This window comes from Streptomyces sp. NPDC003327, from assembly GCF_053589515.1.
Map to the genome: position 1 here is coordinate 66,002 of NZ_JBSFSA010000019.1, position 12,776 is coordinate 78,777.

The following is a 12,776-nucleotide window of genomic DNA, read 5'->3' on the forward strand; positions in this document are numbered from 1 at the left end:
GCCGTTGATCCACTTCCCCTGCCCCGCTGCTAGCGTCCCCATATGTCCGAGATATTGATTTTTGCTCCCTCGTGGGCGGGGTGAGGCCGCATGGGAGTCCTCCGCGACCACCCCGAACTCGCCCTCTTCCTCTGCCTCGCCGCCGGCTATCTCGTGGGCAAGCTCCGGGTGGGCCCCATCACCCTCGGCGGCATCTGCGGCACCCTGATCGTCTCGCTGCTGCTCGGCGCCTGGGCGAAGGTCACCGTCTCCGACGACGTCAAGACGATCTTCTTCGCGCTCTTCATCTTCTCCCTCGGCTACCTGGCGGGACCGCAGTTCTTCGCCAACCTCAACCGCAAGAGCCTGCGCTTCTTCGCCCTCTGCCTCATCGAGGTCGTCTGTGTCGTCGGCATCGCGCTCGGCCTCGCCAAGGCCTTCGACCTCGACGTGGGCACCGCCGCCGGCATCCTCGCGGGCGCGGCCACCGAGTCCGCCGTCGTCGGCACGGCCACCGAGGCCATCGGCAAGCTCTCCGACCTGACACAGGAGCAGATCACCCAGTACCAGGGCCACGTGGCCACCGCGTACACGGTCTGCTACCTCTTCGGCCTCGTCACCATCGTCATCTACACCAGCCAGATCATGCCGATGATGATGCGGATCAACCTCCGCGACGCCTCCCGAGAGCTGTGGGAGCGGATGCGCGGCTCCGGCGGCGGTCTGGAGCCCGACGAGCGCGAGGCGCTGCCCGGCATGGTCGGCCGGACGTTCCTGGTCACGCACGCCGACGGCGCCACGGTCCTCGACCTGGAGCGCCAGCTGGGCGGCCGGGTCACCGTCGAGGCCGTCAAGCGGGGCAGCCGGGTCCTCACCCCTCCCCCGCCCGACTTCGAACTGACCCTCTCCGACCTGGTGCTCACCGTCGGCCGGCGGGCCAACATCATCGAGGCGAGCCGGCTGATCGGCCCGGAGACCCCGGCGATCCCGGGACTCGACACCCCGCTCGCCACCACCCAGGTCTCGCTGACCGACAAGGCGGCGATCGGCAAGTCGATCGACACGCTCACCGAGGAGCACCCGGAGTTCGCCTCCGGCGGCGTGTACGTGACGGACGTCCTGCGCGGCGACCAGAACCTGCCCGCCACCCCGGAGACCGTGGTGCAGCGCGGCGACGTCCTCACCCTGGTCGGCTCCCGCTCGGGCCTCGGCAGGCTGGCGTCGAAGATCGGGGCGACGGTCAGGAACGACGCCACCGACTTCATCTACCTGGGCCTCGGCATCGCGGCCGGCTCGCTCCTCGGCCAGGTCGTGGTGGAGTTCGGCGACGTCCCGATGTCGCTCGGCACCGGCGGAGGCTGCCTGATCTCAGGGCTGCTCTTCGGCTGGTTCCGCTCCCGCACGCAGACGTTCGGCGCCTTCCCGCCGCAGGCCGCGACGACCCTGAAGGACATGGGCCTCGCGATCTTCATCGCCTGCACCGGTCTGGTGTCGGGCCCGCAGGCCTGGCCGCTCCTGAAGGAGTACGGGGCGCTGCTGCCGTTCGCCGGGATCGCGATGGTCCTCGTCCCCGCGACCCTCTCGCTGATCGTCGGCCGCAAGCTCCTGAAGATCGAGAAACCGCTGCTGATCGGCGCCATCGCGGGTCAGCAGTGCTCCACCCCGGCGATCACCTCCATCACCCAGGTGGCCCAGAGCTCGGTCCCGATGCTCGGCTACACGATCACCTACACCCTCTCCAACTTCCTGCTCCCGCTGACGGGCCCGCTGCTCGTCGGCATCCTCGGAGCCTGAGAGGCGACCCCGACGACATGACCGACTTCCTCAACCGGAACATCTTCCAGCCCCACCCCGAGCTGCTCGTCTTCCTCACCGTCGCCCTCGGCTTCCTCTTCGGGAAGCTGCGCTACCGGGCCATCGCGCTCGGCGCGGTCACCGGCTGCCTGGTGGCGGGACTGCTGCTCGGCGCCCAGTTCGAGGTCACGATCGACGGCACGGTGAAGAACCTCTTCTTCACCCTCTTCCTCTTCGCCCTCGGCTACAAGGTCGGCCCGCAGTTCTTCCGGGGCCTGCGCAAGGACGGCCTGCCGCAGGTCGTCAACGCGCTCGTGGTCTGCGTGACCGGACTCCTCGTCTCCTGGGGCTTCGCCGCGATGCTCGGGTACGGCCCCGGCCTCTCGGCCGGCCTCCTCGGCGGCGCCCTCACCCAGTCCGCGGTCATCGGCGTGGCGCAGGACGCCATCGGCAACCTGCCGGGGCTCTCCGCCGACCAGATCAAGACCGAGGAGAACCTCGTCGCGATCGGCTACGCCGTCACGTACCCGCTCGGCACCATTCTCTGCGCGATCCTCCTCGCCAACGTCCTGCCCCGGCTCTACCGGCGGGACCTGGCCGCCGAGTCGGCGCGGCTCGCGGAGGAGCTGGACGCGCCCGGCGACGACCCGGACCTCGGCGAGGGCTACTACGAGGTGGTGCCCCGCGCGTACCGCATCGACCGTCCCGACCTCGTCGGCCGCACCATCGGCGACTTCGAGAAGCAGCAGCAGGAGCTCGGGCACCGCGTCTACCTCACCCGGGTACGGCGGGACGGGGCGATCCTCGACCACGACCAGGAGACCGTGCTCCGCGCGGGCGACACCGTCGCCGTCTCGGCCCTGCGCGGCTCGCTCGTCGCGTTCGACGCCCGCACCCACATCGGCGCCGAGACCGACGACGTCGAGCTGCTCGGCTACCGGACCGAGACGCTGCACGTCGTCGCGTCGGAGAAGGAGCAGCTCGGGAAGACGGTGGCGGAGCTGCGCCGCGAACCCTTCATGGTCGGTGTGTACGTCGACCGGATCTACCGCTCCGGCGCCGCGTTCCCCTACCGGCTCTCCACGAAGCTGGAGCGCGGCGACACCGTCGTCCTGACCGGGCCGAAGCGGCTCGTGGACCCGGCGGGCCGGGCGATCGGCAAGCCCGTGCCGACCTCCTTCGCCACCGACATGCTCTGGGTGGGCCTCGGCGTCTTCCTCGGCGGCTGCGTCGGGATCCCGGCGCTCACCGTCTCCGGGGTGCCGATCTCGCTGTCGACCTCGGGCGGCGCGCTCATCATGGGCCTGGTCTTCGGCTGGATCCGGGGCAAGTACCCCACGTACGGCAACGTGCCGCCGGGAGCCCAGTGGTTCATGGACACCTTCGGGCTGTGCGCCTTCGTCGCGGTCGTCGGCATCAACGCGGGGCCCAGTTTCACCAGCGGCCTGTCCACGGCCGGCTGGGGCCTGCTGCTCTGGGGCGCGGTCGCCACCCTGGTCCCGCTGCTCGTCGGCTTCCTCGTCGGCCACTACGTCCAGCGGATCCGCTTCCCGATCCTGATGGGCGTCCTCGCGGGCGGCCAGACGACGACCGCGGCCATCGGCGCGATCAACGAACAGGCCAGGTCGCAGATCCCGACGCTCGGCTACACGATCCCCTACGCGGTGGGCAACGTCCTGCTGACGATCTGGGGCGCCGTCATCGTCATCCTCCACCACTGACCCCACTGACCCCACTGATCCCGCTGGCCCACTGGCCCACTGACCCCACTGACCCGACTGACCCGACGCACCCAGAGGACATGCCGTGCCCAAGACCACGTTCACCCGTGAGGAAATCAAGTCCTTCGCGCAGCTGTCGCCGTTCGAGCTGAAGGACAAGTTCATCCAGCTCGCGCAGGCGACGCAGGCGGACGAGCCGGGCCAGAAGGAGAAGTCGCAGACGCAGATGCTGAACGCGGGCCGCGGCAACCCGAACTGGGTTGCCACCGGCCCCCGCGAGGCCTTCCACGCGCTCGGCTACTTCGCCCTCTCCGAGTCGCGCCGCGTCTGGACCGCCGACGACCTCGGCGGGATGCCGGAGCTGGTCGGCTCCGGCGACCGCTTCGACACGTTCGTGCGGCGCCACCCGGACCTGCCCGGCATCGACCTGCTCCAGAAATGCGTCGCGTACGCCGTCGAGCGCTTCGGCTTCGACCGGGACGCGTTCGTCCACGAGCTGACCGACAGCTCCATCGGCGACAACTACCCGGTGCCGGACCGGATCCTCGCCCACACCGAGGAGGTCGTCCGCGGCTACGTCAGCGACGAGCTGTTCGCCGGCCGCCCGCCCGCCGGGAACATCTCGTACTTCGCGACCGAGGGCGGCACCGCCGCCATGTGCTACGTCTTCGACTCCCTCGTGAAGAACGGGATCCTGCGCAAGGGCGACCGGATCGCCCTGATGGTCCCGGTCTTCACGCCGTACATCGAGATCCCCGAGCTGGACACGTACGAGTTCGACGTCGTCCACGTCGAGGCCTCGCTGTTCGCCGAGACCGGTGTGCGCGAGTGGCGCTACCCGGCGGAGGAGGTGGAGAAGCTGGCCGACCCGTCGGTGAAGCTGGTCTGCGTCGTCAACCCCTCCAACCCGCCGTCGCTCGCGATGAGCGAGCGCGTGGCGCGCCAGATCGGGGACATCGTCGCGACGCGGAACCCGAACCTGCTGATCGTCACGGACGACGTCTACGGCACGTTCGTGGAGGGCTTCCGCTCGCTCGCCGCCGACCTCCCGCGCAACACGCTGCTCGTGTACTCGTACTCCAAGCACTACGGCTGCACCGGCCACCGGCTCGGCGTCATCGGCCTCCACGACGACAACGTCGTCGACGACATGATCGCCGCGCTGCCGCAGGCCGAGAAGGACCGCCTGAACAAGCGGTACGGCTCGCTGTCCCTGGAGCCGGAGAAGATCCGGTTCATCGACCGCCTAGTCGCCGACTCCCGTCAGGTCGCCCTCAACCACACCGCCGGGCTCTCGCTGCCGCAGCAGACGATGATGGTGCTCTTCTCCCTCTTCGACATGCTGGAGGAGGGGCAGGCGTACAAGCGGCGGATCCGCGGCATCGTGCGCCGGCGGCTCGACCTGCTCCTCGAAGGCGCCCGGATGAAGATCGCGGACGACCCGCAGCGGGCCGGGTACTACGTCGAACTGGACCTCCTCGCGGAGGCCGAGCGGGTCCACGGCAAGGACTTCGCGGAGTTCCTGGAGAAGAACTACGAGCCGGTGGACCCGCTCTTCCGGCTGGCCGAGCAGACCCGCGTCGTCCTCCTCAACGGCGGCGGCTTCGACGGCCCCCAGTGGTCGGTCCGGGTCTCCCTCGCCAATCTCGACGACCTCGACTACCTGAAGATCGGCCACCACCTGCGGGCGATCTTCACCGACTACGCGGAGGAGTGGAAGGCCGCCCGGGCCGCCGGCTGACGTACGGGGACGGGTGCGCGCCCCGGCCGGGGTGGGGTGGTGCCGGCCGGGGCGCGCGGTGTGGGGGGACTCGGGGGTCCGGCTACTTGTAGGCGGCGAAGGCCTTCGTGAAGGCCAGCGGCTGCTGGAGGATCGAGGAGCAGGTGGCGTCGGCGTAGGAGACGGCCCCGGCCGCGCACTGCTTGTCGCGGGTCGAGGACCACATGGAGAGCCAGCCGATGCCCTTCGACCGTGCGAACTCGACGAGCTGGGTGGCGTCGTCGACCCGGAAGACCTCGCTGGCCACGTCGTTCACTCCGATCATGGGGGTGACGGCGACGGTCTTCCAGGCGGCGGCGTCGGAGAGGCCGAGCACGCCCTTGATCTGGGCCTGGGTCGCGGTGGCGGCCTGCACGGCGTAGGTGCCCATGTCGGCGCTGTAGGCCGGTCCGTAGTCCATCGCCATGATGTTGACGGCGTCGACGCGGACGCCGTTGCGGCGGGCGTCGGCGAGCAGGTCGACGCCCGGCTGCGTGAGGCCCTCGGGCATGACCGGCAGCGTGAAGGAGACGTTCAGGCCGGGGTGGGTCCTCTGGAGCTGGGCGATGGCCTGGGATCGGCGGGTGTTCGCGGCCGTGTCGGGGAGGGCGGCGCCCTCGACGTCGAAGTCGACCTTGGTGAGCCCGTAGTGGTCGATCACCTTGCCGTACGCCGTCGCGAGGTCGGCGGAGGTCGCGCAGTTGAGGGCCAGTTCGCGGCCGGCGGCGCCGCCGAAGGAGACGCGGACGTCACCGCCCCTGGCGCGCAGGGCGCCGATCTGGGCGGCCACCTTGTCGTTGGCCAGGTCGGTGACGCCGCCCCACAGGGGTGCGCAGCCGCCGCCGGAGGTGATGAAGGCGAGGTTGAACTCCTTCACACCGGTGGCGTCGGCGGTGGCGAGGAGGTCGTACGCCGGGTAGAGCGAGGTGTCGACGTACGGGGCGTACTTCGCGGCTCCGGCGGCGGGGGTTGCGGTGGTGGTGGCCGTCGGCTTCGGGCTCGCCGTCGCGGTGGCGGTGGCGGTCGGCCGCGGGCTCGCGGTGGCGGTCGGCGTGGCGGTGGCGGTCGGCCGCGGGCTCGCGGTCGCGGTGGGCTGCTCGGTGGGGCGGCCGCTGGGGGTGGGGGCGGGGCCTCCGGCCGAACAGACGGTCTTGTTGATGAGGCAGCCGGTGGGGTCGCCGGCCTGGCCGCCGGCGGAGGTGACGAAGCCGACGGTGACGGACTGGCCGGGGGCCAGCTGCCGGTTCCAGCTCGCGGGCCGCACGGTGACGTGGCGGCCGGAGACGGTGTGCTCGCCGTTCCAGAGGGAGCCGATGGTGGTCCCCGCGGGCAGGTCGAACTCCAGGGTCCAGTCGGACTGGGCGGTGCTGGTCTCGTTGGTGACGACGTACTGCCCGGTGTAGCCGCCGGTCCAGGAGCTGGTGCGGGTGTAGGCGGCTCCGACGGCGGCGGCCTGCGCCGTGCCGGTGAGGGCGAGAACGGTCCCGCCGACGACGGCCGCCGCGACGACCGCACCGACCACCTTGGTCCTGGTGCTCGCCGTGCGCCGGTGCGATCTCGTGCCCATCGGGTGCCTGCCTCTGCGTGCCGGGGTGGGGTGGGGGTGCGGCAGCACGCTAGCGCCGCCGAACCGGACAAAAGCCCCGGCACGGACGGGGGCCGGGATCCTTAGGCTCCGCTTAAGGAAGCCATCGGAACCAGCAAAGGTTCAGGACGCGTCGGCCCGCCGGGAGCCGGTGGCACCGAGGCGGCGGCGGGCCGGACGGTGGCCGCGGCGGGCCGGGGCGCCGGCCCCGGCCCGGCCGTCGAGGCCGATCCAGACGCGGACCTCGGTGCCGCCGAGGACCGAGTGGCCGATGCGGACGTCCCCGCCGGTGGACTCGGCCATGCGCCGCACGATGTCCAGGCCGAGCCCGGTCGAACCGGCCCGGTCGCCGCGGTTGCCGCGCGCCAGGGCGGCGGCCGGGTCGGCGATGCCCTGTCCGGCGTCGGAGACGAGGACGATGACGGCGTCCTCCCCGTTGTGGACGTCGACGGAGAAGGCGGTGCCCTCAGGGGTGTGCCGGAAGACGTTGCCGAGCAGGGCGTCGAGCGCGGCGACGAGTTCGGGCCGGGCGACCGGGATGCGTACGGGACGCTCCACGCCCGCGACGCGTACGCGCCGCCCCTCGTCCTCGGCGAGCGCGGACCAGAAGCCCATCCGCTCGCGCACCACCTCGGCGGCGTCGCAACCCGCGCCCGGTCCGGGGCCCTGGGTCTGCGGCTTCGCCTCCCTGGCCGTACGGATGATGATGTCGACCTCCCGCTCCAGCTGCTCGACGGCGGTCCTGGTCTGCTCGGCGGCCGGGGAGCCGCCGAGCGAGGCGGCGTTGAGGCGCAGCACGGTGAGCGGGGTGCGCAGCCGGTGGGAGAGGTCGGCGGCCAGTTCCCGCTCGTTGGCGAGGAGCTGGACGACCTGGTCGGCCATCGAGTTGAAGGCGACGGCCGCCGACTTGAGCTCGGGCGGCCCCTCCTCGGGGACGCGTGCGCCGAGCCTGCCCTCGCCCAGGTCGTGGGCGGCGCCCGCGAGCCGCTGGGCGGGCCGGACCATGCGGACGCCGAGCCGGTCGGCGACGGCGACGGAGCCGACGATCAGGGCGACGCCGACCCCGGCGAGCACGAGCCAGGCGGTGGCGACGCCGTTGCTCACCTCGCCCTCGGGGACGAAGAGTTCGACGACGGCGACCTTTCCGCTGCTGAGCGCGGTGGGCTGGAGCAGCGCGAAGCCGCCGGGGACGGCGGCGATCGAGGCGCGGCCGAGTTCCCGGGTGGCGGCGACGGACCGGGCACCGGCCCTGCGGGTGCCGATCTCCAGGTCCGTGCCCCCGGGTCCGGCGGCGGGCACGTGGACGGCGAGGCGACCGGCGGCGCCGTCCTCGGTGGTGGCGACGGCCTTGTCGAGCTCGGCGCGGTCGGTGGTGATGGCGAGGACCGGGGCGAGCCCGGCGGCCCGCCGCTCGGCGTTGGAGAAGGCCCGGTCGCGGGCCATCTCCTTGACGACGAGCCCGAGGGGGACGGCGAAGGCGACGACGACCATGGCGGTGACGGCGAGCGCCACCTTGACGAGGGCCCATCTCACGGCCGCGGCTCCTGGCGCCAGGGCTCCGCGGGGGTCTCCGCCGGGGACTCCGCCGGCGGTTCGAGCTTCACGCCGACACCGCGCAGGGTGTGGAGGTAGCGGGGCCGCGCGGCCGTCTCGCCCAGCTTCCGCCGCAGCCACGACAGATGGACGTCGATCGTCTGGTCGTCGCCGTAGGACTGCTGCCACACCTCGGCGAGCAGCTCCTTGCGCGGGACCACGACCCCGGGCCGCCCGGCGAGGAAGGCCAGCAGGTCGAACTCGCGCCGGGTCAGGTCGAGCCGGGCGCCGTCGAGTTCCGCCTGCCGCCGCAGCGGGTCGACGGTGAGCCCGCCGACCCGGATCACGGTCGAGGCGGGCGCGTCACCGCCCGCGGACCGCGCCCGGCGCAGGACCGCGGCCATCCGGGCGGAGAGGTGGTCGACCGAGAAGGGCTTGACGAGGTAGTCGTCGGCGCCCGCGTGCAGCAGCCGTACGATCTCGGCCTCGTCGTCCCTGGCCGTCGCGATGATCACCGGTACGTCGGTGATGCCGCGCAGCATCTTGAGCGCCTCGGACCCGTCGAGATCGGGCAGCCCCAGGTCCAGGATCACGACGTCGAAGCGGACGTGGGCGACCTCGCGCAGCGCCTCCAGGGCCGTGCCGACGCTCCGTACGGTGTGGGAGGCGTCGGACAGGTGCCTGATGAGGGCGGAGCGCACGAACTGGTCGTCCTCGACCACGAGCACACTTGCCATGGGCGGCACCGTACGCCATTCGGGTGAGCCCGTCGGCAGGGTCCACCCTCCGGTACGTCCCCGGCCGGGGTGGTGCAGTATGACCCGCGTGCGAAGAGGACTCGTTCACGCCCTGGCCTGGTCGCTCGCCACCGGCGCGGCGGTCACGCTCTCCTGGTGGGGGGTGCACACGGTGCTGTCCGGCACGGTGTACGACCCGCCGCGCGCGCTGCCCCTGCCCGCCGGAACCGGCGCGGACGCCGGCACGGACGCCGGAACCGGCACGGGAGCCGACGGAGGCACGGCCGGTGCGGGCGGCACCCCGCTGACCTCCTCGACCCACCGCCCGGACACGGCCGGCGGGTCGCCGCCGGCCGCCCCCGCCACGAGCCGCACCCCGTCCGCGGCCACGCCGACCGCGCCCACGGCCGCGCCGTCCCGGACGGCGACGCCCTCGCCCGGCCCGGAGCTCCCGGCGGCCGGGGCGACGACCGCCGCCGGTGACGACCCGTCCGGGGTGAAGAGCTACTCCGTGGACGGCGGCCGGGTCGCCTTCGACCTGGGCGAGACCTCGGCGGAGCTGGTCTCCGCGACCCCGGCGTCCGGCTGGCGGATGCAGGTGTGGAAGCAGCCGTCCTGGATCCGGGTGACGTTCACGCAGGACGGCCGCGAACTGTCCGTCTTCTGCGTCTGGCACGACACCGCGCCCCGGGTGGAGATCGACGACCGCCGGATCTGACGTCCGGCGGCGGGCCGCGCTCAGCGGAAGGCGGACGCGGGCGGTACGGGCGAGGGCTTGGCGCTCGCGTCGGTGACGGGCGCGGCGCCGCCGGTGAAGTCGGCGAGGGCCCGGCCGTGTTCGAGGCGGCCGGGGTGCGGGTCGGTGGCGACCCGCCGGGTCAGCTCGGCGACGGGCAGGGCACGGTCCGAGGCGAGCAGCACCGCGTTGCCGAAGCGGCGGCCGCGCAGCACGGTCGGGTCGGCGACGAGGGCCAGTTCGGGGAAGACGGTGGCGGCGGTGGCGATCTGGCCGCGGAGGTGGGCCAGGGGCGGGCCGTCGGCGAGGTTCGCCGCGTAGAACCCGCCGGGCCGCAGCGCCCGCCGCACCTCGGCGAGGAACTCGGTGCTGGTGAGGTGTGCCGGGGTGCGGGCCCCGCTGAAGACGTCGGCGATGATCAGGTCGGCCCAGCCGTCCTGGACCTTGGCGAGTCCGGCGCGGGCGTCGGTGGAGCGGACCCGGACGCGGGCCCCGGGGTCGAGCGGCAGTTCCCTGCGGACCAGCTGGACGAGGGGCGTGTCGACCTCGACGACCTGCTGGGTGGAGCGGGGCCGGGTCGCGGCGACGTACCGGGCGAGGGTGAAGGCGCCGCCGCCGAGGTGGACGGCCTGGAGCGGCCGGTTCGGCGGGGCGGCGAGGTCGGCGACGTGCCCGAGGCGCCGCTGGTACTCGAAGGTGAGGCGCGCCGGGTCGTCAAGGTCGACGTGCGACTGCGGGGCGCCGTCGATGAGCAGCGTCCAGGCGCGGGGCCGTTCCCGGTCGGGTATCAGCTCGGCGAGCCCCCCGTCGACGGTCTCGACGACGGAGGCGTCCCCCGCACCCCGCTCACGCTGCTTGTTCCTGGCCACGTCCCCATTATCGGGGCGGCCGCACCGGAGCGGCCCACCGCGCCGGGGCGGGGCTCAGTGGCAGCCGTCGGCGGCCTCGATGAGGCGGGCGGCCTCGCCGAGGGCCTCGCGCAGGACGGCCGGGTCGGTGACCGCCCCGGTGTCGTCGGGGGGCAGGAGCCAGCCGGCGGGGCGGGGCGCGTCGCCCGCCGGTTCGGGCAGTTCGGGGAGTTCCGGCAGGCGCAGACCGCGCCCGCTGGTCTGCGTACAGGCGCTGCCCGGCATGTCCCAGGCCGCCGCCGTGCCGGGCGGCACGAGGAAGCCGAGGGTGTCGCAGGCGCCGTCGTGCAGGACGGGGCCGACCGCGGGGGCGCCGCCGCGGCGCAGGATGTCGACGGCCTCCAGACCCTGGCGGGCCGGCACGGTCACCAGGTCGCAGGGGCCCGCGGGGGGCAGGCCCGCTCCGGTGTCCGGGGCGGTCACGGCCCGGGTGGCCGTCTGCGATCCGATCTCCGTCATGGGGACCCCTCCTCGCTCGGGAGGAGACGCGTTCCGTCTCCCCTACGGTTCAACGCCCGTGCGCGTCAACGGCTACGGCGGCACGCCGCCGCAAAGGATGGCAGTTCATGGCAGATCGCAGGCGAGATATCCGGTTTGTAGCCAAACTCTGCGTAGGCATCCGGTCACAGCAGGTACGTTCTTGCCGCCGGACCACCCGGCAGCACCAGGAGAGGGCTCGGCCATGGCCATGTCACGGGCAGTTCCCAATCTCGCCTTCCGACGGCTCCGCGGACAGCACTCCCCCGCGGAGTTCGCCGCCACGGTCCGCCGGGCGGCACGGGAGATCGGCGAACAGGTCGCGTGCGACGCCCGCTACATCGGGCGCGTGGAGGCGGGCGAGATCCGCTGTCCCAACTACGCGTACGAGCGGGTCTTCCTGCACATGTTCCCCGGTCTCACCCTCGCCGACCTGGGCTTCTCCGCGCGGGAGGCGGTGCGCGGCCGGAGACACGGCGTCCCGGCCGGATCACCGGCGCCCCCCGCCGTCACAACCCGGAACGATGAGGAGAGCGACGTGCTGCGTCGCGCATTCATGACGAGCGGCACCGCCACCCTGGCGGCGGCCTCTCTGGGACTCGGCGGCACGGCCGTCGCGATCCCCGCCCCCCGGGGCACGCACCGGATCGGCGAGACCGAGGTGCGGGCCGTCGAGGAGGCCGTACGACGGATCCGGCTGCTCGACGACCGGCACGGCGGCGACGGGCTCTACAAGGTCGCCGCCCAGCCGCTCCGCACCGCCTACGCCCTGCTCGACGCCGGGACCGCGGCCCGCCGCTCCACCGAGGACCGGCTGCACGCCGGCGCGGGCGAACTGTCCCTCTCGGTGGGCTGGCTGGCCCACGACTCGGGCCGCCACGAGGACGCCCGCTCCCACTACGCCGAGGCCCTCGCCACCGCCCGGGTCGCCGGGAACGCGGCCCTGGAGGCGCACGCCTTCTGCAACACGTCCTTCCTCGCCAAGGACACCGGTCGGTTCCGCGAGGCGGTCCGGGCCGCGCAGGCCGGCCTGCGCGCCGCCCGGCCGCTCGGCTCGTCCCGGCTCCTCGCGCTGCTCTCGCTGCGCGAGGCCGCCGCCTGGGCCGGGCTCGGCGACCGCTCGGCGTGCGAGGAGGCCCTCGGCCGCGCCCACGGCCACTTCGACCGGGGCGCGCACGAGGACGACCCCGAGTGGATGTCGTTCTTCGGCGAGCCCGAACTGGAGGCCCTGGAGGCGCACTGCTGGTCGGCGCTGGGCGAGTGGGGCCGCGCGGCCCGCCACGCGCACCGGGCCACCGTCCTGCAGAACCCGCACTTCGCCCGGAACCTCGCGCTCTACCGCGCGCAGTTCGCCGGGAACCTCGCCCGCGCCGGGCGCCTCGACGAGGCCGCCGCCGAGGCCCGGCGCGTCGAAGACTCCCTCGCGGACATCGGCTCGGCCCGCGTCGAGCACCTCCTCGCCGACACCCGGCGGGTCCTCGCCGCGTCGACCTGAGGCCGGGGGGTGAGGGAGGGGCGCGGTCCGGGCCGAGGCGGGCGGCCCGGGG

Annotated in this window: 10 protein-coding genes; 5 read left to right on the forward strand and 5 right to left on the reverse strand. The window is 73.3% G+C overall.

Translation table 11 applies throughout. The features are described from left to right. Nucleotides 1–90 precede the first annotated feature (90 nt). The 3 genes from aspT (ACWDVG_RS17405) to ACWDVG_RS17415 all read left to right on the forward strand — a co-directional run bounded on the left by aspT (ACWDVG_RS17405) (nucleotide 91) and on the right by ACWDVG_RS17415 (nucleotide 5,235). Nucleotides 91–1,773, forward strand: coding sequence for an aspartate-alanine antiporter (gene aspT / locus ACWDVG_RS17405; protein WP_451700076.1), 1,683 nt, complete (start codon nucleotides 91–93; stop codon nucleotides 1,771–1,773). A 17-nt stretch (nucleotides 1,774–1,790) separates the two neighbouring features. Continuing rightward, entirely contained in the window at nucleotides 1,791–3,494 is a 1,704-nt protein-coding gene (gene aspT / locus ACWDVG_RS17410; RefSeq protein WP_451700077.1) for an aspartate-alanine antiporter, read from the forward strand. 85 nt (nucleotides 3,495–3,579) lie between these two features. Further along, nucleotides 3,580–5,235 (forward strand): bifunctional aspartate transaminase/aspartate 4-decarboxylase, encoded by a 1,656-nt coding sequence (locus ACWDVG_RS17415; RefSeq protein WP_451700078.1) that lies wholly within the window; start codon nucleotides 3,580–3,582, stop codon nucleotides 5,233–5,235. A gap of 82 nt (nucleotides 5,236–5,317) precedes the next feature. Here ACWDVG_RS17415 and ACWDVG_RS17420 read toward each other — a convergent pair whose 3' ends face one another. From ACWDVG_RS17420 to ACWDVG_RS17430, 3 genes are all read right to left on the reverse strand, one after another. Further along, on the reverse strand, nucleotides 5,318–6,820 hold the full coding sequence (locus ACWDVG_RS17420; protein ID WP_451700079.1) for a glycoside hydrolase family 18 protein: 1,503 nt from the start codon (nucleotides 6,818–6,820) through the stop codon (nucleotides 5,318–5,320). Between the two features lie 141 nt (nucleotides 6,821–6,961). Continuing rightward, a complete protein-coding gene (locus ACWDVG_RS17425) occupies nucleotides 6,962–8,371 on the reverse strand; it encodes an ATP-binding protein (protein ID WP_451700080.1) in 1,410 nt (469 codons plus the stop codon). After that, nucleotides 8,368–9,108: a response regulator transcription factor gene (locus tag ACWDVG_RS17430; protein WP_451700081.1), complete on the reverse strand. Its 741-nt coding sequence runs from the start codon at nucleotides 9,106–9,108 to the stop codon at nucleotides 8,368–8,370. Before ACWDVG_RS17430 ends, ACWDVG_RS17425 begins: the two co-directional genes overlap by 4 nt. Before the next feature lie 79 nt (nucleotides 9,109–9,187). Between ACWDVG_RS17430 and ACWDVG_RS17435 the strand changes: the two genes are divergently transcribed. Then, entirely contained in the window at nucleotides 9,188–9,826 is a 639-nt protein-coding gene (locus ACWDVG_RS17435; RefSeq protein WP_451700083.1) for a hypothetical protein, read from the forward strand. A 20-nt stretch (nucleotides 9,827–9,846) separates the two neighbouring features. On the opposite strand, the gene ACWDVG_RS17440 is transcribed toward ACWDVG_RS17435, so the two are convergent. Together ACWDVG_RS17440 and ACWDVG_RS17445 are read right to left on the reverse strand one after the other, a co-directional pair. Then, the gene (locus ACWDVG_RS17440) at nucleotides 9,847–10,713 is read right to left on the reverse strand and encodes a spermidine synthase (protein ID WP_451700084.1); all 867 of its coding nucleotides are present in this window, start codon (nucleotides 10,711–10,713) and stop codon (nucleotides 9,847–9,849) included. Nucleotides 10,714–10,767: 54 nt separating this feature from the next. Beyond that, complete coding sequence (locus ACWDVG_RS17445; protein WP_451700085.1) at nucleotides 10,768–11,211, reverse strand: hypothetical protein; 444 nt, start codon at nucleotides 11,209–11,211, stop codon at nucleotides 10,768–10,770. A 223-nt stretch (nucleotides 11,212–11,434) separates the two neighbouring features. On the opposite strand from ACWDVG_RS17445, the gene ACWDVG_RS17450 reads away from it, so the two are divergent. Further along, entirely contained in the window at nucleotides 11,435–12,724 is a 1,290-nt protein-coding gene (locus ACWDVG_RS17450; RefSeq protein ID WP_451700086.1) for a tetratricopeptide repeat protein, read from the forward strand. Nucleotides 12,725–12,776 lie beyond the last annotated feature (52 nt).

Excerpts from the sequence above, each read along its gene's own strand:
- ACWDVG_RS17445 (WP_451700085.1), bottom strand. The coding sequence starts at position 11,211 with ATGACGGAGATCGGATCGCAGACGGCCACCCGGGCCGTGACCGCCCCG.
- ACWDVG_RS17435 (WP_451700083.1), top strand. The coding sequence starts at position 9,188 with ATGACCCGCGTGCGAAGAGGACTCGTTCACGCCCTGGCCTGGTCGCTC.
- ACWDVG_RS17420 (WP_451700079.1), bottom strand. The coding sequence starts at position 6,820 with ATGGGCACGAGATCGCACCGGCGCACGGCGAGCACCAGGACCAAGGTG.
- aspT (WP_451700076.1), top strand. The coding sequence starts at position 91 with ATGGGAGTCCTCCGCGACCACCCCGAACTCGCCCTCTTCCTCTGCCTC.
- aspT (WP_451700077.1), top strand. The coding sequence starts at position 1,791 with ATGACCGACTTCCTCAACCGGAACATCTTCCAGCCCCACCCCGAGCTG.
- ACWDVG_RS17430 (WP_451700081.1), bottom strand. The coding sequence starts at position 9,108 with ATGGCAAGTGTGCTCGTGGTCGAGGACGACCAGTTCGTGCGCTCCGCC.
- ACWDVG_RS17450 (WP_451700086.1), top strand. The coding sequence starts at position 11,435 with ATGGCCATGTCACGGGCAGTTCCCAATCTCGCCTTCCGACGGCTCCGC.